The following is a 25513-nucleotide window of genomic DNA, read 5'->3' on the forward strand; positions in this document are numbered from 1 at the left end:
CGAAGGAGTTTCTAATGTCGCGCCCGGAGCGTTGGACAACTGCAGTTCTGGATGTCGAGGCCCCTGGCGGTTTGGCTGTGGTTCAGGGTGATCAGGGTTTTTTGCTGGATGCCAATGGGGTGATGTTCCCCAGAGGCTGGCTGAACGGGCTGGACCTGCCGGTGCAGAGCGAGCACGGCATAGGCTATTTCGAGGGTGAGCCTGTCTACCTTCTGGTGCTCGAACGCTCGGTTGCCGTCGAGGGCTGCGCCTGGCAAGGCTTGCGTCAATTCATGCTGGAAGGCGACTTCGCTGTTTTCCAGATGCTCGGCTACGCCGCGCAAGTCAGCACATGGGCCAGGGAACACCGTTTCTGCGGTGCCTGCGGTCGTGCGACGGTGCAGATTCGCGGCGAACGTGCGATGTTCTGCGAGCATGACAACCTGCGGCTGTACCCGCGTATTTCGCCCAGCATGATTGTGCTGGTCACCCGTGGCGATGAAATCCTGCTGGCGCGCTCACCGCGGTTCGTCACCGGTATGTACAGCGCACTGGCCGGGTTCGTGGAGCCGGGTGAATCTGCCGAAGACTGCGTGCATCGCGAGGTGATGGAAGAGGTGCAGGTGCGTATCAAGAACCTGAAGTACCGCGGCAGCCAGTGCTGGCCGTTCCCGCACTCGATGATGCTCGGGTTCCATGCCGAATACGAAAGCGGTGAAATCGTGCCCCAGGCAGAAGAGATTGAAGACGCACGCTGGTTTCATGTCGATGACCTGCCGCCGTTGCCGGCCAATCGGTCGATTGCCCGCTACCTGATCGAGGCGTATCTGGCCGAGCGCTCAGGCGCCCCCGAACCAGTGTTGCCAGGCTAGGCGCACGGTCAGGCCCAGAACCACGGTGATGAACACCGGGCGGATGAATTTGGCACCGCCCTTGATCGCGGTGCCTGCACCGAAGTAGGCACCGAGCATCACCGCAAGGCCCATGCTCAGGCCGATGATGTAATCCACCTGGCCGGAAAACATGAATGCCGAGAGCGCCACGGCATTGCTGACGAAGTTCATGCTGCGCGCCACGCCGCTGGCCTTGACCAGATCAACCGGGTAGAGCAGCAGGGTGCTGACTGTCCAGAACGCGCCGGTACCCGGTCCGGCAACACCGTCGTAGAAACCCAGGCTCACTCCCTGGGGAAGCTGCCATTTCCTTTTGATCGGTGCGTTGCTGTCCAGAGGGGCCTTGGGCGTGCCGCCAAACAACAAATACAGTCCGCAACCGAACACGATCACCGGCAACATCTGGTTCAGCCATTCGGCTGGCAGGTAATGGGCAATCACAGCGCCTAGCGCGGCACCGATCGCAGTGCCGACCACGGCATGCAGCCATTGGCGCGGATCGAACAGTTTGCGACGGTAGAAGGTGAAGCTGGCCGTCGCTGAACCAAAGGTCGAACTGAGCTTGTTGGTGCCCAGCACCAGATGCGGCGGCAGGCCGGCGGTCATCAGCGCCGGGGTGGTCAGCAGTCCGCCGCCACCGGCGATGGCGTCTATGAATCCCGCTATGAAAGCAACCACGGCAAGAATGGCGAGGGTGGTCAGGTCGACGCTGAGTTCAAAGGGCATGGTGGCAGGGGGCTTATGGCGAGGACGGCAAGGGGGCAGAATGGCTGCCCGAACGTGGCGCATTCTACCCCTTGTGCAACGCTTGCAGGAAGTCAGATGTCGGCGAGCGCGACCCAGCGCTGCTCGGCTGCGGCCACGCGAATGGCCGTCGCCAGGCGCTCGATCTGCCACGCTTCCTCGAAGTCCGGGCCACGCCTGTGCTGACCGCATACGGCCTGGATGAGCGCTTGTACTTCGAGCGCCTTGAGCTCGTTGTAACCCAACTGGTGACCAGGGGCCGGGCAGAACGCGGCGTAACCCGGTTGTGCAGGGCCGGCCAGCAGTCGCTGAAAACCATCGCGTCCGGCTGTGCCTGTGCGGTAGAGGTGCAGCTCGTTGAGCCGCTCTTGATCGAACGCCAGCGTGCCCTTGGTGCCGCTGATCTCGAAACTCAGGTGGTTTTTGTAGCCGTGTTTGAGCCAGCTGCTGCTGAACGTCCCGCGCGCACCACTGGCAAAGCGCAGTAGCGCGTGGGTCTGATCGTCCACTGCAATGGCGCGCATCTGTTGGCTGCCGCTGTTCGCCGGGCGTTCACGGTGCACGGTGCTGGAGTCGGCGCAGACTGATTCGACGTCGCCCAGCAAATGACGCGCCATCGCCAGCAAGTGGCTGCCCAGATCTGCCAGCGCACCGCCCGCGTGCGCCGCTTCACAGCGCCACGACCAGGGGGACGCCGGATCGCCCATGAAATCCTCGCTGAACTCACCCTGAAAGCTGACGATCTCGCCCAGTTCGCCGGCTTCGATCATTTCCCTGGCGAGTCCGATCATCGGGTTGTGCTGGTAGTTGTAGCCAACCTGGGTGACGACACCCGCAGCCTTGGCACTGCGGCGCATTTCATCGGCCTGGGCGAGATTCACGGCCAGCGGTTTTTCGCAATACACCGCCTTGCCTGCGGCGATGGCGGCCATGGCCATGGGGAAGTGCAGGTGATTGGGGGTAGTAATCGCCACGATCTGTACGTGCGGATCATTGATCAATTGCTGCCAGTCAGCGTGGCTGCGGTCGAAGCCCCAGGCGCTTGCGCATCGCTCGGCGCGTGCACTGTCGGCGTCCGCCAGCGCGGAGAGTCGTATACGTGCAGGCAGGTCAAGCGCAGCGTTGGCGTTGCCAAACGCCAGCGCATGAGCGCGGCCCATGAAGCCGGTGCCGATCAGTCCAATACCCAGTTGCGCAGGCGATGTGGAAAGGGATTCCCGCATGACATTCTCCAAAAAGGATTGTTGTTATGCGGAAAATATATTCCAATTATTTTAATTTTGGAAAATTAATTCATTTTCTTTTTTTCTGCGGGCCAAGTGGGCTTCAGGATAAAAAGCCGCCGTCGACGTTCAGTGCGACGCCAGTGGTATAGCTGGAGGCCTCGCTGGCAAGGTAAAGCACCGCGCCGGCCATCTCGCTGGGAGCGGCAACGCGTTTCAGCGGGATCTGCGACAGCGCCATGTTGAGGATCGCGTCATTCTTGACCAGTGCCGATGCGAACTTGGTGTCGGTCAAACCGGGAAGCAGGGCGTTGCAACGGATGCCGAACTCAGCGCACTCCTTGGCAAACACCTTGGTCATGTTGACCACGGCTGCCTTGGTCATCGAATAGACGCCTTGATAGGCGCCCGGCGATACCGCGTTGATGGACGCCACGTTGATGATGCTGCCGCCGCCGTTTTCGCGCATCAGCTTGCCAGCTTCCACGGACATGAAAAAGTAACCGCGAATATTGACGTCGACGGTCTTCTGGAAGGCCCCGGGATCCGTATCCAGCACGTTGCAAAACTGCGGATTGGTGGCGGCGTTGTTGACCAATACATCCAAGCGCCCGAACTGCTGACGAATCTGCGTAAATGCATGGGTTATCTGTTCCAGCTCACCGATGTGGCAGGCAATGGCTGTTGCCTTGCCACCCTCGCTGACGATGGCGTCCGCTACCGCCTGGCAACCCTCGAGTCGGCGACTCGAGACGATAACGTGCGCGCCTTGCTGGGCCAGTAGCCGGGCAATGGCTTCACCGATTCCTCGGCTGGCACCTGAAACGAAGGCAACCTTGCCATCAAGGTCGAAGAGCTGGGTTCTGGACATGTCATTTCCTTGTCTTGGCGCTGGCGGTCAGAGGCTGGATTTTTCGATTACGCTCAGGCTCATCTGCTCCAGCAGCCTGTTCATGTGAATGAATTGGGCAAAGCGCTTGTCCTGGGTCTGGCCATGGAAAAAGCGGTAATAGATCTGTTGCACGATACCGGCCAGACGGAACAGGCCGTAGGTGTAGTAGAAATCGAAATTGTCGATGCGCACGCCGGCGCGCTCGGCGTAATAGTCGACAAAAGCCTGGCGGGTCAGCATCCCCGGCGCATTGCTCGGCTGGCGGCGCATCAGTTGCACCGGAGCCGGATCGTCAGCCTGTATCCAGTAGGCGAGGGTGTTGCCCAGGTCCATGAGCGGATCGCCGAGCGTGGTCAGCTCCCAGTCCAGCACGCCGATGATGTGCATCGGGTTGGCGGGGTCGAGGATCACATTGTCGAAACGGTAGTCGTTGTGCACGATGCTCGAGGTGGGGGAGTCGGCAGGCATTTTGGCGACCAGCCAGCGTTTGACCTGCTCCCACGCCGGAGCGTCCGGGGTCAGTGCTTTCTCATAGCGCTCGCACCAGCCGGAAATCTGCCGTTGCACATAGCCTTGCGGCTTGCCGAGGTCACCCAGGCCACAGGCCTGATAATCGACGCGATGCAGGTCCACCAGTTTGTCGATGAAGTTTTTGCACAGCTGTTCGGTCTGTCGGGCATCCAGCGCCAGTTCCGGCGGCAGGTCGGAGCGCAGGATAACCCCTTTGACGCGCTGCATGACGTAGAACTCCGAGCCGATCAGTGACTCGTCGGTACAGTGCAGATAAGCCTCGGGACAGTAGGGAAAGGCTTCCTTGAGCTGATTGAGAATACGGTACTCGCGGCCCATGTCATGGGCCGAACGCGCCTTGTGTCCGAAGGGTGGACGACGCAGTACCAGTTCCCGCTCAGGGTACTGAAGCAGATAGGTCAGGTTCGATGCACCGCCCGGAAACTGACTGATCGCCGGCGTGCCGTGAAGATCCGCCATGTGCGCCTTCAAATACGCGTCGATTCGGAAGGCGTCCAGTTCTTCGCCGCTGCGAACCTCGGTGGACTGGTCAGTCAGTGCCATACGTATCCCTTGTGTTTATTATGGTCAGCGCAAACTATTGACTAATCTAATGATCGTCCAATCCGCGATCAAGCGCATGGGCGCTTTATAGGCTAGCGTGTTGCCGGGCAATCAGTAGCTCTGATCGCTGTTTTACAGAAAGGTGCGTGCATAAAAAAACCGAAGCCGGCGGGGCTTCGGTCTCAGGTAGTCCAGTCTGCCGTGTGCGGCAGGTTTATACCGGGAACAGTTCGCTGAGCTTCATGGCCAGCATCATGTCGCCTTCGGCACGCAGCTTGCCACCCATGAACGCCTGCATGCCATCGGTCTCGCCGCTGACGATGCCCTTGAGGGTCTGGCTGTCCATGACCAGGGTCACGTTGGCGTCAGGGTTTTCGCCTTCCTCCAGTTGGCAGGTGCTGTCCTTGACGATCAGCGCGTAGTGTTTATCTTCGTCGGTGATGTTGAAGCCGAAGACCAGGTCCAGACCGGCAGCAGCAGCTGGGTTGAACTTGTCTTTCATTGTCTGTACGGCGTCTGCTACTGAGGTCATGAGGTGATCCTTTTAGAGTGAGTGCCAGCGTCCGACAGGACGCGATTGGCCGGGCTCAGCGATAGGTGATGAGCTCCGGCGCCTTCAGCAGTTGCAAATGTGTGTAACCGTTGAAGGAAGCCAGGGTCACGTCGTTGCCTTTGAATTTAAGCTGATGCAACGACGTATTGACGATGTGCCAGTGAAGCTCCAGTGCCTTCAATGCAGGCATTCCGGTAATAAGATGCAGCAGGGCAGTAATGGTGCCGCCGGAGGTGAATACCGCGATACGCTCATGCGGGCCGGCAGCCTGGAGAATCCGCTTCAGGCCTGCTTCGACGCGGGCCACGAACGCCTGCCAGCTTTGCAGGCCCGGTGTGTCGTGATTGCCACTCAGCCAGCGCCCGGTAATCAGGTTGAACAGGCGCTGGAACCCTGCAGGGTTTGCGGCAACGTCGCGCAGAATATCCAGCGCCTGTGGTTCGTCTTCGAGCATCGCCGGTATCAACGCCTTGATCACGCCTTCGGCATCGAATTCATCGAACGCGCTGTCCAGTTGCACGGCAGGCGTATCGAGGCCTGCTTCGGTGTACTGGCCCAGCACATGCTGGGCGGTGTCTTTCTGGCGCATGAGTTCACCGGACACGCAGCGATCGAAGCTCAGGCCCTGCTCGGCAAGGTAGGCACCCAATACCTGAGACTGACGAATACCCACGGGCGACAGCACGTCGTAATTGTCTGCACCAAATGAGGCCTGGCCATGTCGTATCAGGTAGATGCTGCCCACGTCCGTTTCTTCTCGGTACGTTGAAGGTTCGCCGAGGTTATGAGGGATGCCGGGGGACTGTCAATGAAAAAACATACGCTCGTTTGAAATCATCGTTTTAATGGTTTGTAACGGGTCATTGGCTGGTGCACTGCACAGGGCGTCGGTATGCTGCATTCATCACAGCCCTTGATTGGTAAGGGCCTGACACTAATGAGGGATATTCGTGGATTTCGTTGTCGATTACGCAAGTTTTCTGGCCAAGACCGTGACGCTGGTGATCGCCATCGTTGTGGTACTGGTTGCCATTGCGTCCATGCGTGGCAAAGGCCGTCGCAAGTCTTCCGGTCAATTGCAGGTCACCCGGCTCAATGATTTCTACAAGGGCCTGCGCGAACGGCTTGAGCAATCATTACTCGACAAGGAGCGCCTCAAGACGCTGCGCAAGGAGCAGGGCAAGGCGCTGAAGAAAGAGAAAAAGCAGGCCGAGCCCAAGGCCCGCGTCTACGTGCTGGATTTCGACGGTGACATCAAGGCATCGGCCACTGAAAGCATGCGTCATGAAATCACCGCGTTGCTGACCCTGGCCACCGACAAGGATGAAGTGGTCCTGCGCCTGGAAAGCGGCGGCGGCATGGTCCACAGCTACGGCCTGGCGTCCTCGCAACTGGCACGCATTCGTCAGGCGGGCATCCCGCTGACCGTGTGCATCGACAAGGTCGCAGCCAGCGGCGGCTACATGATGGCGTGCATAGGCAACAAGATCATCAGCGCACCGTTCGCCATCCTCGGGTCCATTGGTGTGGTGGCACAACTGCCCAACGTCAATCGCCTGTTGAAGAAGCACGACATCGATTTCGAAGTGCTGACCGCGGGTGAATACAAGCGCACCCTGACCGTGTTTGGCGAAAACACCGAGAAGGGCCGCGAGAAATTCCAGCAGGACCTGGACATCACCCACGACCTGTTCAAGAACTTCGTTGCCAGCTACCGCCCGCAACTGTCCATCGACGAAGTGGCGACTGGCGAGGTATGGCTGGGCATGGCGGCGGTCGACAAGCTGCTGGTCGATGAACTCAAGACCAGTGACGAGTACCTGGCCGAGCGTGCCAAGGATGCAGACGTGTTCCACCTGCACTACGTGCAACGCAAGAGCCTGCAAGAGCGCATGGGGATGGCGGCAGCCACCTCAGCGGATCAACTGGCCACCAAGTGGTGGGGACGTTTGACTCAGCAGCGGTTCTGGTAGGTGTGGATGGCAAGGTGGCCTGAGTCGAGCCTCAAGTTACCCGATATCACAGAGCCGCTGTGTGACGCAGAGCGTCACGAACTGCATGCCGACGCGGAGCGTCGGCACGATCTTCATTAGTATCTAAGCCGTGCTTTAGCCACTTGCTTTAAAGTGCTTTTCAACCACGATGGCACTGACGACGCAGAGTGCGACGTTAGTGACAGGCGAAGGAACCCGACGAAGTCGGGCCGGAAACAGGAGCGAGGACTTTGCCTACTTTGGTCCCTCAAAGTAGGGCGCCGAGAGGCGAAAAGGGGGCTTGAGTCTTATCTGAATCTACCTGGCATCGAAGAACCCTTTTGTGACGCGCAGCGCCACAAACGAGGACGCAAAGCGTCCAGAACTGCGCTCCCACGCTGGAGCGTGGGAACGATAGTCATCTTAGGTGAACACCGGAGCGATGACTCAACGTCGCCTGAATCAGCGGCGGCGGAACAGCGGCAGCGGCTCGTCGGTCGCGGCCTGATAGGTGACCGAGAAGTCCTTCAGGCCTTCCAGCGCCTCGTATGGATCCTTGTCGGCACGCACCGCAAACGCATCGAAGCCACAGCGGCGCATGTAAAACAACTGATCACGCAACACGTCGCCGATGGCGCGCAATTCACCCTTGTAGCCAAAACGATCACGCAGCAGGCGCGCATTCGAAAAGCTGCGGCCGTCAGTGAACGCCGGGAAATTCAAGGCGATGACCTGAAACTGGTCGACGTCCTCGCCGATCTCCTCGGCTTCCTCATCGCTGTCCAGCCACACACCCAGACCGCCGTCACGTGCCTTCAGCGAATGCGCGTGTTCGCGCCACAGCGCCAGCGGCACGATCAGGTCGTCGCAGTTCGACAGGCTGTCAAAGGCAGTATCCTTGGGCAGCAGATGCCAGGTTTCATCGATGACTTCGTTGTTCTTAATGATTCGCTGCATAGACGCGCTCCTTGAAAGGGTCAATGCCAATACGTTGGTAGGTGTCGATGAAACGCTCGTCTTCAGTCCGTTTTTCAACGTAGACGTCGATCAGCTTCTCGATCACGTCCGGCATCGCCTCCTGGGCAAAGGAAGGGCCGAGAATCTTGCCCAGGCTCGCATCACGGCTGGCACTGCCGCCGAGCGAGACCTGATAAAACTCTTCACCTTTCTTATCCACACCCAGCACGCCGATATGGCCGACATGGTGGTGGCCGCAGGCGTTCATGCAGCCGGAGATATTCAGGTCCAGCTCGCCGATATCGAACAGGTAGTCCAGATCGTCGAAACGACGCTGGATGGATTCGGCGATCGGGATCGACTTGGCATTGGCCAGCGAGCAGAAATCACCGCCCGGGCAGCAGATGATGTCGGTCAGAAGGCCAATGTTCGGCGTGGCGAAACCATTGTCGCGCAGCTCGTTCCACAGCGTGAACAGCTCACTCTGCTCGACATCGGCAAGAATGATGTTCTGCTCGTGAGAAGTGCGCAGTTGACCGAAGCTGTAGCGATCGGCCAGGTCGGCAATGGCGTCCAGTTGCTTGTCGGTCACATCGCCCGGGGCGACGCCGGTTGGCTTGAGCGACAGGGTCACGGCAATGTAGCCGGGCTTCTTGTGCGCCAGCACATTGCGTTGACGCCAGCGAGCGAAGCCGGGGTGCTGAGCGTCCAGCGCTGCCAGTTCGGCGTGCTGATCGCTGAGGGTCTTGTATTGCGGGTCGACGAAGTGGCGGGAAACGCGCTGCACTTCGGCTTCGGTCAGGGTGGTCTGACCGCCGCGCAGGTGCGCCATTTCAGCGTCGACCTTGGCGGCGAACACTTCAGGGGTCAGCGCCTTGACCAGAATCTTGATTCGCGCCTTGTACTTGTTGTCGCGACGGCCATAGCGGTTGTAGACCCGCAGGATGGCGTCGAGGTAGCTCAGCAGGTCCTGCCACGGCAGGAACTCATTGATGAAGGCACCGACGACAGGAGTACGGCCAAGGCCGCCACCCACCAGAACACGGAAGCCCAGTTCGCCCGCTTCGTTGCGCAATGGCTCGAGGCCGATGTCATGCACTTCGATGGCTGCACGGTCACTGGTCGAGCCGTTGATCGCGATCTTGAACTTGCGCGGCAGGTAAGCGAATTCGGGGTGGAAAGTGGTCCACTGACGGACGATCTCGCACCATGGGCGCGGGTCTACCAGTTCGTCTGCCGCCACACCGGCAAACTGGTCGGTGGTGACGTTGCGCAGGCAGTTGCCACTGGTCTGGATAGCGTGCATCTGCACGGTCGCCAGTTCAGCGAGAATATCGGGAACATCTTCAAGCGCAGGCCAGTTGAACTGTACGTTCTGGCGGGTACTGATGTGCGCGTAGCCTTTATCATAATCGCGCGCGATTTTCGCCATCATGCGCGCCTGGCGCGAGGTCAGCTGACCGTATGGAACGGCCACGCGCAGCATGGGCGCGAAGCGCTGAACATAAAGACCGTTTTGCAGGCGCAACGGTCGAAACTCTTCTTCGCTCAGTTCCCCGGCCAGGTAGCGTCGGGTCTGATCCCGGAACTGCTTGACGCGGTCCTCGATGATCTTCTGATCGTAATCGTCGTATACGTACATATAGGTCCTGTTCTCAGGCTTCGTCATGAAGCAGGGCAGTGGCGTCAGTCTGAAAAAAGCCCGCTGCTCGTTGTTTCCTGCTTCATCTGGTCAATTCTGCGCGCACGGCCGCGCACTCCCTGGGGAGCGAAGGCGACGATAGCAGTTTGCAGTTATCGATAAAAGTGATGTTTATATATATGCAAATCACTAAAAGCGATAAGCAAAACCGCGTCCGTGCATATCCCTGCTTGCCGTGTGGGCAAGACTCGACTTAACTGAACGTTGACCGATGCCGAGCAGGTGTCGGAACACTCCTATTCATGTGCAATCACCCACAAGACCGACAAGAGGCGATGCGATGAGCAAGCACCCGAAAGTAGCCAAGCCAGGCAGATCCGTGGACACCTGGGCCATTTTATTCATTGTCATTCTGGCGGTAGGCGCAGCGATGTTCTGGGCCAGCAGCCAGTGAAGGGCTGATAAAGAATCTGCCGGAGTCTCCAGAACCTTGCTGCCGCAGCCGATAACACGCTCGTAGTGCTAAATCCCTGCTGCTTCAAGGTTCGTTGATATGAAGGCGTTACATGCTGGCTGGCTGTTACTGTGCAGTTGTCTCTGGGGCGGGGCGACACATGCCGCCTCGGTGGTATTTCTGAACCCCGGCGCACCATCCGATGGCTATTGGCAGAGTTACTCCCGGGTCATGCAGACGGCTGCCGACACCACTGGCATGTCACTGAAAATACTCTATACCGAGCGCGACACTCGCAAGTTGCTCGATCTGGCGCGAGCGGCGCTGCAAGGGGATGAGCGCCCGGATTACCTGTTGTTTTCCAATGAGTTGAATATCGCCCCTGAAGTCCTGCGTATGTCCGTGGGCAGCGGGGTCAAGCTGTTTGCCGTCAACAATACGCTGACCGAGGACCAGATTCGGATTCTCGGTGATCTGCCATCGCGTTATCCGGACTTCATCGGCAGCCTGGTGGGCAACGATGAACAGGGCGGCTATCTGACGGCAAAGCGGCTTATCAGCCTCGCGGCGCCTGGCGCAGACGGTCAGGTCCTCGACATGCTCGCGTTTTCCGGGACCAACACCACGCCCGTTTCCCTGCTGCGTGAAAAAGGCATGCTGCGTGCCTTGTCAGAGCACCCAGAGGTGCATCTACGGCAGATTGCGCTGGGTGGCTGGCGCCGTGATCGCGCGCTCGAGCAGGCGCGCGTGCTGTTCAAGCGCTATCCGCAGACACGCTTGGTGTGGGCTGCCAACGAGCAAATGGCGTTCGGTGCGATGGATGCATTGCGCGAGAGCGGCGGCAAGCCGGGGCAGGACGTACTGTTCAGTGCGATCAACGGCACGTCGCTTTCACTGCGGGCACAGCTCAATGGCAGCCTGAGTGTCGTGGCTTCAGGGCATTTCACCCTGGGCGGGTGGGCCATCATTCTCCTGCACCACTATGACACTGCTCAATGGCAGGCCCGGCAACAGATCGGCACACGAATCATTGATGTGATTCACGTGGTCGAGCCACAGGATGCGCAGCGCTTTCTGGATGCCACCCGGGACGAGCATTACCGGCTCGATATCCAGGCATTCAATATGGAAACTTCTGGCGAAGCGTCGCCATTTTCGCTGAAAGGCATGTTGCCGCCTGACCACTCAGGCGGCAGATAACCGGTCAGGCGTTACTCGTCGTAGCCCAGGTTGGGTGCCAGCCAGCGTTCGGTGACGCTCAGGTCCTGACCCTTGCGGGCGGTGTAGCTTTCGACCTGATCCTTGTCGACCTTGCCCACTGCAAAATACTGCGCCTGGGGGTGGGCGAAATACCAGCCGCTGACCGCTGCAGCCGGGAACATCGCATAGTGCTCGGTCAGGAACACGCCGCTCTTGCCTGCGGTATGTTCGGCGCTGCCTTCCGGCAGTGGATCGAGCAGGGCGAACAGGGTGCCCTTTTCCGTGTGATCGGGGCAGGCCGGGTAGCCCGGCGCCGGGCGGATGCCCATGTATTGCTCCTTGATCAGCGCTTCGTTGTCCAGCGCTTCGTCCTGCGCATAACCCCAGTATTCCTTACGCACCTGCTGGTGCAGCCACTCGGCGCAGGCTTCGGCGAGACGATCGGCAAGCGCCTTGACCATGATCGAGTTGTAATCGTCGCCCTTGTCCTGATAAGCCTTGGCGACTTCCTCGGCGCCGATGCCGGCAGTGGCGATGAACCCGCCGATGTAGTCGGTCAGGCCGCTGTCCTTTGGTGCAACGAAGTCGGCCAGCGAGAAGTTCGGCTTGCCGTCGGGCTTGATGGTCTGCTGGCGCAGGTGATGCAGCCTGGCCAGCGGCTTGCCGTCGTCGCCATAGACTTCCAGATCATCGTCATTGACCTGATTGGCTGGCCAGAAGCCGAATACCGCGCGGGCGCTGATCAGATTCTCGTCGATCAGCTTGCGCAGCATCTGCGTGGCGTCAGCATACAGCGCAGTGGCCGCTTCACCGACCACTTCGTCGGTGAGGATGCGCGGGAACTTGCCAGCCAGATCCCAGGAAATGAAGAACGGCGTCCAGTCGATGTACTCGGCCAGCACGTTCAGATCGATATCCTGCAGCACCCGGGTGCCGGTGAACGTCGGTTGGGCAGGGGTGTAGTTTTCCCAGTCGAACTGCGGCTTTTTGGCCACCGCAGCACCGTAGCTCAGGCGTTCGGTGCGCGCGCTGCGTGCCGAGGTGCGCTCACGCACTTCGACGTATTCGAGTCGGGTCTTTTCAATAAAGGCCGGCTTCAGCTCTTTCGACAGCAACTGGGTCGCGACGCCGACCGCTCGGGAAGCATCGGTGACGTAGATTACTGCGTCATTGCTGTATTTAGGCTCGATCTTCACCGCCGTGTGCGCCTTGGACGTGGTCGCGCCGCCGATCATCAATGGCAGGTGGAAGTCCTGGCGCTGCATCTCTCTGGCGACATGGACCATTTCGTCCAGTGACGGCGTGATCAGGCCGGACAGGCCGATAATGTCGCATTTCTCGTCGCGGGCCACTTGCAGGATTTTCTCTGCAGGCACCATCACGCCCAGGTCGACAATGTCGTAGCCGTTACAGCCCAGTACTACGCCGACGATGTTCTTGCCGATGTCATGCACGTCGCCCTTGACGGTGGCCATCAGGATTTTGCCCTTGGCTTCGGGCTTGTCGCCCTTTTCCAGCTCGATGAACGGAATCAGGTGCGCCACTGCCTGCTTCATCACGCGCGCGGACTTGACCACCTGAGGCAGGAACATCTTGCCTGCGCCAAACAGGTCACCGACCACGTTCATGCCCGCCATCAGCGGGCCCTCGATCACTTCGATAGGGCGGGTGAATGCCAGGCGCGACTCTTCGGTGTCCTGGACGATGTGCGTGGTGATGCCCTTGACCAGCGCGTGCTCCAGACGCTGATTGACCGGCCAGCTGCGCCATTCCTCGGTTTCGGCCTCCTTGACGCTGCCATCACCCTTGAACTTGTCGGCAATTGCCAGCAACGCATCCGTGCCCTCGGGATTGCGGTTGAGCACTACGTCTTCGACGCAGTTACGCAGTTCAGCGGGAATCTGGTCGTAGATTTCCAGCTGCCCGGCGTTGACGATGCCCATGCTAAGGCCATTGCGGATTGCATGCAGCAGGAACACCGAGTGGATCGCTTCACGCACCGGGTTGTTGCCACGGAACGAGAACGACACGTTGGACACGCCACCCGAGGTCAGCGCATACGGTAGCTCGTCACGGATGTAGGCGCAGGCGTTGATGAAGTCCACGGCGTAGTTGTTGTGTTCTTCGATACCGGTGGCGATGGCGAAGATGTTCGGGTCGAAGATGATGTCTTCCGGCGGGAAGCCCACTTCGTTGACCAGAATGTCGTAGGAGCGTTTGCAGATTTCCTTCTTGCGCGCCTCGGTATCGGCCTGACCCTGTTCGTCGAAGGCCATGACCACCACGGCCGCGCCGTATCGCTTGCACAGCCGCGCGTGATGAATGAACTGCTCGACGCCTTCCTTCATGCTGATGGAGTTGACGATGCCCTTGCCCTGGATGCACTTGAGGCCGGCCTCGATCACTTCCCACTTCGAGGAGTCGATCATGATCGGTACGCGGGAGATGTCCGGCTCACCTGCGATGAGGTTGAGGAAGGTCACCATGGCCTTCTTCGAGTCGAGCATCCCTTCGTCCATGTTGATATCGATCACCTGGGCGCCGGCTTCGACCTGCTGCAGGGCGACTTCCAGGGCTTCGGTGTAGTTGTCTTCACGGATCAGGCGGGCGAAGCGGGCAGAGCCGGTGATGTTGGTACGCTCGCCGACGTTGACGAACAGCGACTGGCGATCGATGGTGAACGGTTCGAGGCCCGACAGGCGGCAGGCCTTGGGGATGTCCGGAATTTCCCGCGGCGCGTAACCGGAAACCGCCTCGGCAATCGCCTTGATGTGCGCCGGGGTGGTACCGCAGCAGCCGCCGACGATGTTCAGGAAGCCGCTCTGGGCGAACTCTTCGATGATCTTCGCCGTCTGGCTCGGCAGTTCGTCGTATTCGCCAAATGCATTCGGCAAGCCGGCGTTGGGGTGCGCGGACACATGGGTGTTGGCTTTATTGGCCAGCTCTTGCAGGTAGGGGCGCAGTTCGCTCGCGCCCAGTGCGCAGTTCAGGCCGACCGAGATCGGTTTGGCATGACTGATCGAGTTCCAGAACGCTTCGGTGGTCTGGCCGGACAGGGTGCGCCCCGAGGCATCGGTGATGGTTCCGGAGATCATGATTGGCAATTCAAAGCCCACTTCTTCGAATACACCCTGTACGGCAAAGATCGCCGCCTTGGCGTTGAGTGTGTCGAAAATGGTCTCGATCAGGATCAGGTCGGCACCGCCCTCGATCAGCCCCTTGGTCGCTTCGGTGTAGTTCTCGACCAGTTCGTCGAAGGTCACATTGCGATAGCCGGGGTTGTTGACGTCCGGCGACAGCGAACAGGTGCGGCTGGTAGGGCCCAGCACGCCCGCCACGAAACGCGGCTTGTCCGGGGTTTCCAGTGTCTTGGCGTCTGCGACCTTGCGCGCCAGGCGTGCGCCTTCGACGTTCAGCTCGTAGACGATCGATTCCATGCCGTAATCGGCCTGAGACACCTGGGTGGCGTTGAATGTGTTGGTTTCGAGGATGTCGGCACCGGCATCCAGATAAGCCTTCTCAATGGCGCCGATCACGTCAGGGCGGGTCAGGATCAACAGGTCGTTGTTGCCTTTGACATCGCTGGGCCAGTCGGCGAAACGCTTGCCGCGGTAATCCTGTTCTTCGAGCCTGTAGCTCTGGATCATGGTGCCCATGCCGCCATCGAGGATCAGGATCCGCTGTTTCAGAGCAGTGAGAAAGGCTTGATGGCGGGCGCTGCGGTCAGACATGGGGGCTACCTTGAGAAGGTCGATTCTTTAAAGAACGGGATGATAGCAAACCGGAACGGTTTTGGTGTTGTTGCGCCTTTTGCATGAAAATCATTCATGTTGGAGCGAGTGATGCCCTTGTAGAATTATGCCATTTTAATATCAGAGCCCACGGGATATGCCGCACCGTTTGTTGGCAAGCGTCGCCTTGCTTTTTATCTGCTGTGCTGCCAAGGCTCAGACTCCTGCACCCCCCGTCATACCGGCATCCCCGGCGATTTCCTATGTGAAGGACATCCAGCCGATCCTCACCGAGAAGTGCGTTGCCTGCCACGCCTGCAATGACGCTCCCTGCCAGTTGAATCTGGGCAGTGGCGAAGGTGTGAGCCGTGGCGCCAGCAAAGTCCCTGTCTATCAGGGCGAACGCAGCGAGGCGGTTGCGCCGACGCGTCTGTTTTATGATGCACGTGATACCGACGCGTGGCGCGGCAAGGGCTTCTATTCAGTACTGGAAGCCCAGGGCAGTCAGGCGGCATTGATGACGCGCATGCTTGATCTGGGCCGCAGCGCACCTTTGCCAGCCAACAGCAGGATTCCGGATGACATCGCCCTGGGGATCAATCGGGAAAACGTCTGCCCGCTGCCCGGCGAATTCAATGCCTATGCGGCTGCCCACGCGCAACAGGGCATGCCGCTGGCGGTCGCCGGACTGACCGATGCCGAATACCAGACCCTGCAGCGCTGGCTGGCCGCCGGTGCGCCGGTCGAGCAGCAGACCATTACCCCGAGTGTCACCGAGGCCGCGCAGATCAATGCCTGGGAGGCGCAGCTCAACGAACCTGGCGCGAATCAGGCGCTGGTCGGTCGCTGGCTGTTCGAGCATCTGTTCCTGGCGCACATCTATTTCGAAGGCGGTGAGGCGGGGCACTTCTTCCAGTGGGTGCGCTCGCGAACTCCGAGCGGCAAACCTGTGGACCTGATCGCTACCCGTCGTCCCGACGACGATCCGGGCAGCGACTTCTATTACCGGTTGATCCCCGTGCAAGGTGTGATCGTTCACAAGACCCACATTACCTACGCCATGAGCCCGCAGAAACTGGCGCGGGTCAGGCAGTTGTTCTATGGGGCCGACTGGAAAGTCAGCGCATTGCCGGGTTACGGCCCTGGCCATCGTGCCAATCCGTTTCTGACCTTCGAAGCCATCCCTGCGGTGGCGCGTTATCAGTTCATGCTCGACAACGCCGAGTATTTCGTTCGCACGTTCATTCGCGGGCCGGTCTGTCGCGGGCAGATCGCCACAGACGTGATTCGCGATCAGTTCTGGGTGCTGTTCCAGGACCCGTCGCACGATCGCTACATCACCGATGCGACGTATCGCGGGGAGGCCACGCCATTGCTGGCCATGCCGGGGCAGAACGATGACGTGGGCAGCGTGCTGAGCCTGTGGCTGTCCTACCGCGACCGGCGCAATGAGTATGAAAACCTGCGCCGCGACAGTTACGCGAAAATGCCAGCGCCGGGCTGGAGCACGCTGTGGGCAGGCAATGACAATGCCTTGCTGACCGTTTTCCGCCATTTCGACAGTGCGTCGGTCAATAAAGGGCTGATTGGCGACGTGCCGCACTCCATGTGGCTGTTCGACTACCCGCTGCTGGAGCGCACCTATTATCAGTTGGCGGTGAACTTCGATGTCTATGGCAATGTTTCACATCAAGCCCAGACGCGGCTGTATTTCGATTTGATCCGCAACGGTGCCGAGATCAATTTCCTGCGCCTGATGCCTGCCGACCTGCGTGAAGACATGCTCAGTGATCTTTATCAGGAGGGCGGCAAAATCAAGATGTGGCTGGATTACCAGAAGATCGACGACGATACGCCGACTGGCATCAAGCTCGATGAAAAGGCCGCAAAGCGTGACTTTGCGTCCAGGCTGATCGAGCGCTTCGGCACTTTGAATGCCGCACCTGACCCGATCAACCGCTGCACCGGGGCGTATTGCTCGCGGCCTGGCCTCGACAGCAGCTTTGCCCAGGCAGAACAGGCGCTGAGCCGATTGACGTCGCGTCCTGCTGCGGGTCTGAAGGTCATCGATCAGTTGCCGGAAGCGAGCATGCTGCGCATCGAGGGCGGCAATGGCAAGCGCGTGATCTACAGTATGTTGCGCAACCGCGCGCACAGTAATGTCGCGTTTCTGCTGGGCGAGTCGTACCGCTATATTCCGGGCCTGGACACACTGACTGTCTACCCGGGCGTGCTCAGCAGTTATCCGAATTTCATCTTCAATATTCCGGTCGCACAGGTGCCGGCCTTTGTCGATGCCATGCAGCAGAGCAAGGATCAGGCGAGTTTCGAACAAATCGTCCAGCGTTGGGGCATCCGTCGTACTCATCCACTGTTCTGGAGTTACTTCCACGATCTGAATCGCTACGTTCAGGAAACTGAACCACGCGAAGCGGGCGTGCTGGACATGAATCGCTACGAGAACCTCTGAAAAACCGGGGCTTCACGCCGCAGGCCCTTGTGCAACATGGCCTGCGGCCATCTTTACTTCCTGAACGAAATGTATCTTGCGCGACCTTTTTTTCAAAAAGGTGGTCCGAAATGGTGCGCGTCATAGCCCGGTTTATTCAGCGGCTCATGATTGAAAGTCAGGAAGTAGAGGTTTTTAGTGATGTTGATTTCAGTTCAGGCCCTACGGGCGTTCGCAGCGTGGGTCGTGGTGTGTCATCACTTCATGCAGATTTTTTTCGATTTCAAGGCCAGTGGTCCGGTAGGGCAGTTCTTTGTGTCAAAGGGTGCGGTCGGCGTCGATATCTTCTTCGTCATCAGTGGTCTGGTCATCTTCTTGTCGACGCAGAACAGCGACATGCCAGCACGGCGCTTTATTCTGCATCGTCTGATTCGCATCGTTCCGGCCTATTGGCTGTACACCGCCGCCATGGCGTTGCTGCTGCTGATTGCAGCGCCGATGCTCCCGCATCAGGTCATCGGGTGGCAGAACTTCCTCTTGTCACTGGTCTTCATTCCTTCCGAAAACCCCGGTGGTTATGGTCTCTACCCGACGCTCAACGTTGGCTGGACGCTCAACTATGAGATGTTTTTCTACCTGCTGTTCTCGATGGTGTTCCTCTTCCAACAGCGTCACCGGCCGCTGATCATTGCCGCAGCGCTGTTTGCGGTCAGTGAGGTTCTGGCTCGCGCCGGGCTGATCAGCCGCTTCTACGGCAACGACATCATTTACGAATTCCTGCTGGGTATCGGCATCGGCATCCTCTATCGCCGTGGCTGGATCAAACCGGCGCTGTGGCTGCCGATGGCAGGCATTGCGGTCGGGCTGTATGCGATCAATAACCTGACCAACGAGCAGCGCCTGCTCAATTGGGGCCTGCCGAGTGCCTTGATCGTGCTGTCGTGCATCTCGCTGGAACCGTATTTCCAGGGCAATCGCCTGCTCAAGGTGTTGGGTGACTGCTCTTATTCGGTGTACCTGCTGCACGTTTTGGTGCTGTACGGCGGCTTGCTGATGGCGCAGCGCTTTGGCCTCAGCCCCTATGTGGTTTTCGCGTTCTGCGTGCCGATCATCGCCATCGGTGCCTGGGTCAGTTATGAGTGGATCGAGAAGGGCCTCTACCGCCGGATGAAAGCCTGGCTGGATGGACGCCGGGCGCTCGGTCAGGCGCAGGCATTAACCTGACAAAAATACTAGGACTTTGTGTGAAGCGGCCGATTGGCGTAAACTGCACGCACGTCTGCGAGGAATTTTCATGACCGCTATCACTATTACCGATGCCGCCCACGATTATCTGGCCGATCTGCTGGAAAAGCAGAATACCCCGGGCATTGGCATCCGCGTATTTATCACCCAGCCCGGCACTCAGTACGCCGAAACCTGCATTGCCTACTGCAAGCCGGGTGAAGAAAAACCGGAAGACAAGGCCATCGGCCTGAAGAGCTTCACGGCCTGGATCGACGGCTTCAGCGAGGCCTTTCTGGACGATGCAGTGGTCGACTACGCCACCGACCGGATGGGCGGCCAGCTGACCATCAAGGCGCCGAACGCCAAAGTGCCGATGGTCAATGCCGACAGCCCGATCAACGAGCGTATCAATTACTACCTGCAAACCGAGATCAATCCGGGCCTCGCCAGCCATGGCGGTCAGGTCACGCTGATCGACGTGGTCGAGGAAGAGGCGAAGAATATCGCCGTGCTGCAGTTCGGTGGCGGTTGCCAGGGCTGTGGTCAGGCCGATGTCACGCTGAAGGAAGGTATCGAGCGCACACTGCTTGAGCGTATTCCCGAGCTGTCGGGCGTTCGCGATGTTACCGACCATACGCAGAAAGAAAACGCCTACTACTAAGCGGCTCTTTTTGGCAAGGAAGTTGCTGCACGAAAACGCCCTGACTGTTCAGGGCGTTTTCATGTGCGGCGGTTGACGAGCGTCAGTCCAGCTCCACCAGTATCGCGCCTTCGTTGACCATCTCGCCCTCATGACAGTAAAGCGCGGTAATCACCCCGGCGCTGGCGGCGCGGATGCTGTGTTCCATCTTCATGGCTTCCAGCACCACCAGTTGCGCACCAGATTCGACAGCCTGACCCACTTCAACCAATACCCGCACGATGCTGCCATTCATCGGTGCCGTCAGGCCTGCATGCTGACCGTCACCGACGTCTGCCTGAGCGATGGCGTCCAGCCGGATGACGCTGTGCAGCTCGTCTTGCCATTCGAGGTACAGCGTATTGCCGCGCCGTATCGCCAGGTGTCGTTGGCGCATACCGTTGTGCTCGACCTGCAGATGCTCGTCACTCAGAGTGAATAACGACGGACTGCTGTTGTGCAGGCTGGTGTTGCGGGTCTGACCGTTGCAGCTCAGTCGCAGATCCGTCTGCGCGGGCAGGCCGGCGCGAAAGCCGCTGCCGACTGCCCAGGGCGAATACGGATCGGCTCGATCGATGCGTGCCGGTTCGCTCTGGCTGAAGGCCTCGGCGGCGGCCTGCCAGAATGTCTCGTCCGGCTCATCGATTTGCGGCAGCAGTTGCGTCTGATAGCGGGGAATGAAGCCGGTATCAAGCTGCGCGGCGGCGAACGCTGGATGCGCGATGATTCTGCGCAGAAACGCCAGGTTGGTCCGAACTCCGCCCACGGCAAACTCATCGAGCATGGCCAGCAGGCGCAGACGGGCTTGCTCGCGGTCTTCACCCCAGGCAATCAGCTTGCCGAGCATCGGGTCGTAGAAGGGCGAAATGTTATCGCCCTCGGCAACGCCGCTGTCCACCCGCCTGCCGGGGCCGGGTGCAGGCTCTCTGTAGAGCTCCAGGGCGCCGGTTGCCGGGAGAAAGTCGTTGGCCGGGTCTTCGGCGTATAGACGGACTTCGATGGCGTGGCCGGTCAGGGGCACCTGCTCCTGGGTGATGGGCAGCGATTCGCCTCTGGCGACGCGGATCTGCCATTCCACCAGGTCCAGCCCCGTGATGTACTCGGTGACCGGGTGTTCCACCTGCAGGCGGGTATTCATTTCCATGAAGAAAAACTCGCCGCGTGCGTCCAGAAGGAACTCGACTGTACCTGCACCCACGTAGCCGATGGCTTGCGCGGCTTTCACTGCGGCTTCGCCCATGGCTTTGCGCAATGTAGCTGTCAGGCCGGGCGCTGGTGCTTCCTCGACGACCTTCTGGTGTCGGCGTTGAATGGAGCAATCGCGCTCATTGAGGTACAGGCAGTGGCCATGCCGGTCGGCAAATACCTGTATCTCGACGTGGCGCGGGGTGAGCACGTATTTCTCCACCAGCATTCTCGCGTCACCGAACGAGGACAGCGCCTCGCGTTGCGCGGAAGCCAGCGCTTCGGCCAGTTCGCCAATGTGCTCGACCACTTTCATGCCTTTGCCGCCGCCACCTGCGGTGGCTTTCAACAGCACCGGATAGCCGATGCGCTCGGCCGCAGCGCGGAATGTTTCGATGTCCTGTGCTTCACCGTGGTAGCCAGGCACCAGAGGCACGCCTGCCTGTTCCATCAATGCCTTGGCGGCGGATTTGCTACCCATAGCATCGATGGCCGAGGCGGGTGGACCGAGGAAAATCAGCCCGGCGTTTTCGATGGCGCGCGCAAAATCGGCATTTTCAGACAGAAAACCGTAGCCGGGATGGATCGCGTGCGCGCCACGCGCCCTGGCGGCTTCGACAAGCTTGTCTATCGCCAGATAACTCTCTGCGGCCTTGCTGCCGCCAAGGTCCACGCAGATATCGGCCTCGCGGCTATGCCGTGCGTTACGGTCAATGGCGCTGTGCACGGCGACCGTGGTGAGGCCCATGTTTTTCGCCGTGCGCATGATGCGGCAGGCAATCTCGCCGCGGTTGGCAATCAGCAGCGTGGTCAACTCGGGCGTGCTCATGACTGCGAGTCCTTGTGTGGATCGTGCCGGGCTGCCGAGGCTACGGCAGCGGGATCGACAGGTGGCTGATGGTTGACTGGCTGCCAGCCGGGCGTACGTTTTTGCAGGAAGGCGCGCAGGCCTTCCTGTCCTTCGGCACTGGTACGGATGCGCGCGATGGCGCTTTCACAGTAGCGACGCAGCGCGGGGGTCAGCTCACCGTTGCCGACTTCGCGCAGCAGCTCCTTGCTGACGCGCATGGCCTGCGGGCTGTTGAGCAACAGGTTGTCGACCCATTGCTGCGTTTGGTCTTGCAGCTCTGCACCCGGGTAGCACTCGGCGACCAGACCGATCTGCTGCGCCCGCTGGCCGTCGAAGCGCTCGGCCGTGAGGGTGTAGCGTCGCGTGGCGCGTTCGCCGATGGCCTGTACCACGAAAGGACTGATGACCGCTGGCGCCAGGCCGATGCGCACTTCGGACAGGCAGAACTGCGCATCCACCGCTGCAATGGCCATGTCACAGCAACCGATCAGGCCCAGCGCACCGCCGAATGCTGCGCCCTGTACCACGGCGAGCGTCGGGATTTTCAGCTTGGCGAGGCCGTACATCAGCTCTGCCAGTTCGCGGGCGTCATCCAGGTTGGTGTTGTAGTCCAGGTCTGCTGCCTGCTGCATCCACGCCAGGTCGGCACCGGCACTGAAATGCCGGCCACGGCCGCGCAACAGCAGGAAACGCAGGCTGGCATCGCCTTGCACCTGCTCCAGCGCGATAATCAGCTCGCGGATCATCTGCGCGTTGAAGGCGTTGTTCTTGTCTGGTCGATTCAGCCACAGCGTGGCAAAGCCACGTGGGTCGTTGATCAGCTCTATGGTTGCGAAGGAGGTCGAAGTCATGGTCATTTCCCGGCTCACATTCGGAACAGGCCGAAAGTGGTAGGTTCGATGGGCGCGTTGAGCGAGGCGGAAAGGGCAAGCGCGAGAATGTCGCGGGTTTGTGCCGGGTCGATGACCCCGTCGTCCCACAGACGGGCGCTGGAATGGTAAGGATGACCCTGATGTTCGTACTGATCGAGAATCGGCTGCTTCAGTTCGGCCTGCTGTTCGGCGCTGAACGCCTGGCCAGCCCGTTCGGCCTGTTCGCACTTGACCTGCACCAGCACGCCGGCAGCCTGTTCGCCGCCCATCACGCCGATCCGCGCGTTGGGCCACATCCATAGAAAGCGCGGGTCGTAAGCGCGGCCACACATGCCGTAGTTTCCTGCGCCGAAACTGCCGCCAATGATCACTGTGAATTTCGGCACCCTGGCGCAGGCCACGGCGGTCACCAGCTTGGCGCCATGCTTGGCGATGCCGCCGGCTTCATACTTCTGGCCGACCATGAAGCCGGTGATGTTCTGCAGGAACAGCAGGGGGATGCCTCTCTGGCAAGCGAGCTCGATGAAGTGCGCGCCTTTCTGGGCTGCTTCTGCGAACAGGATGCCATTGTTGGCGAGAATCGCGATCGGGTAGCCGTGCAGACGCGCGAAGCCACACACCAGCGTGGTGCCGAACAGGGCCTTGAATTCGTCGAGTACTGAGCCGTCCACCAGGCGTGCGATGACTTCCCGTACATCGAAGGGCTGTTTTGTGTCGACGGGGATGATGCCGTACAGGTCATCGCCGGGGTACAGCGGTGCAATGGGCGCGACCGTGTTCAGTTGACCCTGCTTGCGCCAGTTCAGATTGGCGATGCTGCGTCGCGCCAATGCAAGTGCGTGATCGTCGTTGTCCGCGTAGTGGTCGGCCACACCGGACGTGCGGCAGTGCACATCGGCACCACCCAGCTCTTCGGCGCTGACCACTTCGCCGGTCGCTGCCTTGACCAGTGGCGGGCCGGCCAGGAAGATCGTGGCCTGCTGGCGGACCATGATCGCCTCGTCGGCCATAGCCGGTACGTATGCGCCACCGGCGGTGCAGGAGCCCATGACCACCGCGATCTGGGCAATTCCTTGTGCACTCATGTTGGCTTGATTGAAGAATATCCGTCCGAAATGTTCGCGATCCGGAAACACCTCATCCTGACGTGGCAGGTTGGCGCCGCCTGAGTCCACCAGATAGATGCATGGCAGGCGGTTCTGCTGGGCGATCGTTTGTGCGCGTAAATGCTTTTTGACGGTCAGCGGGTAATAGGAGCCGCCTTTGACCGTGGCATCGTTGGCGATGATCATACATTCGACGCCCTCGACCCGGCCGATTCCGGCGATCACGCCAGCGGCCGGCACCTCTTCGCCGTACACCTCATGCGCAGCCAGTTGGCCGATTTCCAGAAACGGCGAGCCGGTGTCCAGCAAGCGGTTGATACGCTCGCGCGGCAGCAACTTGCCGCGTGAAGTGTGACGCTCCTGGGCTTTGCGGCCGCCCCCTTGCTGGACGTTGCTCAACAGCGAGCGCAGTGCTTCGACCTGCTTGAGCAGGGCGTCGCGATTGAGGATGAATTCGGGCGAGCGGGTGTTGATTCGGGTCTGCAGGATGGTCATGGTGGCTCCGCAATCAACGGGTTTCGTTGAACAGTTCGCGACCGATGAGCATGCGCCGGATTTCACTGGTGCCTGCGCCGATCTCGTAGAGTTTGGCGTCGCGCAACAGTCGGCCCGCCGGGAACTCGTTGATGTAGCCATTGCCGCCCAGAATCTGGATGGCTTCCAGCGCCATCTGCGTGGCGCGCTCGGCGCTGTACAGGATCACCCCGGCAGCGTCCTTGCGAGTGGTCTCGCCGCGGTCGCAGGCCTGGGCCACCGCGTACAGGTAGGCCCGGCTGGCATTGAGCTGGGTGTACATGTCTGCGACCTTGCCCTGAATCAGCTGAAACTCGCCGATACTCTGGCCGAACTGCTTGCGGTCGTGAATGTAGGGCACCACCACGTCCATGCACGCCTGCATGATCCCGGTGGGACCGCCGGAGAGCACGACGCGCTCGTAATCGAGGCCGCTCATCAGCACCCTGACGCCACCATCAAGCACGCCCAGCAGGTTCTCTTCGGGCACCTCGACATCATCGAAAAACAGTTCGCAGGTGTTGGAGCCGCGCATGCCCAGCTTGTCAAACTTGCTGCCGCGCGAGAAGCCTTTCCAGTCGCGTTCGACGATAAACGCACTGATGCCGTGGGCTGCCTTTTCCAGGTCGGTCTTGGCGTAAATCACGTAGGTGTTGGCATCCGGCCCGTTGGTGATCCAGGTCTTGCTGCCGTTGAGCACATAACGATCACCGCGCTTGTCGGCGCGCAGTTTCATCGACACCACGTCCGAGCCGGCATTGGGTTCGCTCATGGCCAGTGCGCCAACGTGTTCGCCGCTGATCAGCTTGGGCAGGTAACGGGCCTTTTGCGCCGGGCTGCCATTGCGATTGATCTGGTTAACGCACAGGTTGGAATGGGCGCCATAGGACAGCGCCACGGATGCCGAGCCACGGCTTATTTCTTCCATCGCCACGACGTGAGCCAGATAACCCAGGCCCGCGCCACCATATTCTTCGCTGACAGTAATCCCCAGTACGCCCATTTCACCGAACTTGCGCCACATGTCGGCGGGGAACAGGTTGTCCTTGTCGATCTGCGCGGCGCGCGGGGCAAGCTCTGCGGCGACGAAAGACTGCAGCTGATCACGCAGCATGTCGATGGTTTCGCCCAGGGCGAAATTCAGGCTGGGGTAACTCATGGGGCGTTCCTTTTTGTTCTTGAATGACGCTTTGTTCGTGGGTCGGTTGTGGCGTGTACCAGCTATGACCTTTACGTTAACGTAAACCTGTAGGATTGTGCTGTCAACGCCGATGCCGATGTGAACAAAGCGTGATCGGACTGTAGTGTTCAATCATG

General features: G+C 59.9%; 19 protein-coding genes. 6 read left to right on the plus strand and 13 right to left on the minus strand.

Annotated features, from left to right (window positions below; translation table 11 throughout):
- The first annotated feature begins 14 nt into the window (after nt 1-14).
- Nucleotides 15-851, plus strand: a complete 837-nt coding sequence (gene nudC / locus BLR16_RS00705; protein ID WP_003369368.1) for an NAD(+) diphosphatase — start codon at nt 15-17, stop codon at nt 849-851.
- Here nudC and BLR16_RS00710 read toward each other — a convergent pair.
- The 6 genes from BLR16_RS00710 to BLR16_RS00735 form a co-directional block, all read right to left on the minus strand.
- Entirely contained in the window at nt 819-1598 is a 780-nt protein-coding gene (locus BLR16_RS00710) for a TSUP family transporter (RefSeq protein WP_074807551.1), read from the minus strand. The two genes, nudC and BLR16_RS00710, sit on opposite strands and share 33 nt — an antisense overlap.
- A 92-nt stretch (nt 1599-1690) precedes the next feature.
- The gene (locus tag BLR16_RS00715) at nt 1691-2839 is read right to left on the minus strand and encodes a Gfo/Idh/MocA family protein (RefSeq protein ID WP_024663557.1); all 1149 of its coding nucleotides are present in this window, start codon (nt 2837-2839) and stop codon (nt 1691-1693) included.
- A 103-nt stretch (nt 2840-2942) separates the two neighbouring features.
- Nucleotides 2943-3710: an SDR family oxidoreductase gene (locus BLR16_RS00720; RefSeq protein WP_003434139.1), complete on the minus strand. Its 768-nt coding sequence runs from the start codon at nt 3708-3710 to the stop codon at nt 2943-2945.
- Between the two features lie 27 nt (nt 3711-3737).
- Complete coding sequence (locus BLR16_RS00725; RefSeq protein WP_044308207.1) at nt 3738-4805, minus strand: phosphotransferase family protein; 1068 nt, start codon at nt 4803-4805, stop codon at nt 3738-3740.
- Between the two features lie 214 nt (nt 4806-5019).
- Nucleotides 5020-5337 (minus strand): SCP2 sterol-binding domain-containing protein, encoded by a 318-nt coding sequence (locus BLR16_RS00730; RefSeq protein WP_003369381.1) that lies wholly within the window; start codon nt 5335-5337, stop codon nt 5020-5022.
- Between the two features lie 55 nt (nt 5338-5392).
- The gene (locus tag BLR16_RS00735; RefSeq protein ID WP_003369383.1) at nt 5393-6103 is read right to left on the minus strand and encodes a histidine phosphatase family protein; all 711 of its coding nucleotides are present in this window, start codon (nt 6101-6103) and stop codon (nt 5393-5395) included.
- Nucleotides 6104-6308: 205 nt separating this feature from the next.
- Here BLR16_RS00735 and sohB point away from each other — a divergent pair, with 205 nt between their 5' ends.
- A complete protein-coding gene (gene sohB / locus BLR16_RS00740; protein ID WP_003369385.1) occupies nt 6309-7331 on the plus strand; it encodes a protease SohB in 1023 nt (340 codons plus the stop codon).
- Nucleotides 7332-7793: 462 nt separating this feature from the next.
- Here sohB and BLR16_RS00745 read toward each other — a convergent pair whose 3' ends face one another.
- Both BLR16_RS00745 and BLR16_RS00750 read right to left on the minus strand, forming a co-directional pair.
- Nucleotides 7794-8288 (minus strand): DUF934 domain-containing protein, encoded by a 495-nt coding sequence (locus tag BLR16_RS00745; protein ID WP_003369387.1) that lies wholly within the window; start codon nt 8286-8288, stop codon nt 7794-7796.
- Nucleotides 8272-9930: a nitrite/sulfite reductase gene (locus BLR16_RS00750; protein WP_003369389.1), complete on the minus strand. Its 1659-nt coding sequence runs from the start codon at nt 9928-9930 to the stop codon at nt 8272-8274. The genes BLR16_RS00745 and BLR16_RS00750 overlap by 17 nt, the downstream gene beginning before the upstream one ends.
- 553 nt (nt 9931-10483) lie before the next feature.
- Between BLR16_RS00750 and BLR16_RS00755 the strand changes: the two genes are divergently transcribed.
- Nucleotides 10484-11584 carry an ABC transporter substrate-binding protein gene (locus tag BLR16_RS00755; protein WP_074807553.1) on the plus strand — a complete coding sequence of 367 codons (1101 nt, stop codon included), beginning with the start codon at nt 10484-10486 and terminating at the stop codon, nt 11582-11584.
- An 11-nt stretch (nt 11585-11595) separates the two neighbouring features.
- Here the strand turns inward: BLR16_RS00755 and metH are convergent, their stop codons facing one another.
- A complete protein-coding gene (gene metH, locus BLR16_RS00760) occupies nt 11596-15315 on the minus strand; it encodes a methionine synthase (RefSeq protein WP_074807556.1) in 3720 nt (1239 codons plus the stop codon).
- 157 nt (nt 15316-15472) lie between these two features.
- Here metH and BLR16_RS00765 point away from each other — a divergent pair, with 157 nt between their 5' ends.
- From BLR16_RS00765 to nfuA, 3 genes are all read left to right on the plus strand, one after another.
- Complete coding sequence (locus BLR16_RS00765) at nt 15473-17785, plus strand: fatty acid cis/trans isomerase (RefSeq protein WP_074807559.1); 2313 nt, start codon at nt 15473-15475, stop codon at nt 17783-17785.
- A gap of 180 nt (nt 17786-17965) precedes the next feature.
- Nucleotides 17966-18988 (plus strand): acyltransferase family protein, encoded by a 1023-nt coding sequence (locus BLR16_RS00770; protein ID WP_003369396.1) that lies wholly within the window; start codon nt 17966-17968, stop codon nt 18986-18988.
- Nucleotides 18989-19058: 70 nt separating this feature from the next.
- Complete coding sequence (nfuA, locus tag BLR16_RS00775; protein WP_002553665.1) at nt 19059-19652, plus strand: Fe-S biogenesis protein NfuA; 594 nt, start codon at nt 19059-19061, stop codon at nt 19650-19652.
- Nucleotides 19653-19734: 82 nt separating this feature from the next.
- Here nfuA and BLR16_RS00780 read toward each other — a convergent pair whose 3' ends face one another.
- Genes BLR16_RS00780 through BLR16_RS00795 form a run of 4 tightly spaced genes read right to left on the minus strand, consistent with a single transcriptional unit; the run spans nt 19735 to nt 25355 of the window.
- Nucleotides 19735-21684 (minus strand): acetyl/propionyl/methylcrotonyl-CoA carboxylase subunit alpha, encoded by a 1950-nt coding sequence (locus BLR16_RS00780; RefSeq protein ID WP_074807562.1) that lies wholly within the window; start codon nt 21682-21684, stop codon nt 19735-19737.
- Nucleotides 21681-22556 carry a gamma-carboxygeranoyl-CoA hydratase gene (locus tag BLR16_RS00785; RefSeq protein WP_092194120.1) on the minus strand — a complete coding sequence of 292 codons (876 nt, stop codon included), beginning with the start codon at nt 22554-22556 and terminating at the stop codon, nt 21681-21683. Before BLR16_RS00785 ends, BLR16_RS00780 begins: the two co-directional genes overlap by 4 nt.
- 14 nt (nt 22557-22570) lie before the next feature.
- Nucleotides 22571-24178 (minus strand): carboxyl transferase domain-containing protein, encoded by a 1608-nt coding sequence (locus BLR16_RS00790; protein WP_074807565.1) that lies wholly within the window; start codon nt 24176-24178, stop codon nt 22571-22573.
- Nucleotides 24179-24191: 13 nt separating this feature from the next.
- On the minus strand, nt 24192-25355 hold the full coding sequence (locus tag BLR16_RS00795) for an isovaleryl-CoA dehydrogenase (RefSeq protein WP_003434122.1): 1164 nt from the start codon (nt 25353-25355) through the stop codon (nt 24192-24194).
- Nucleotides 25356-25513 lie beyond the last annotated feature (158 nt).

It is taken from the genome of Pseudomonas sp. BS3767 (genome assembly GCF_900099665.1).
Taxonomy (GTDB): Bacteria; Pseudomonadota; Gammaproteobacteria; order Pseudomonadales; family Pseudomonadaceae; genus Aquipseudomonas; species Aquipseudomonas cerasi.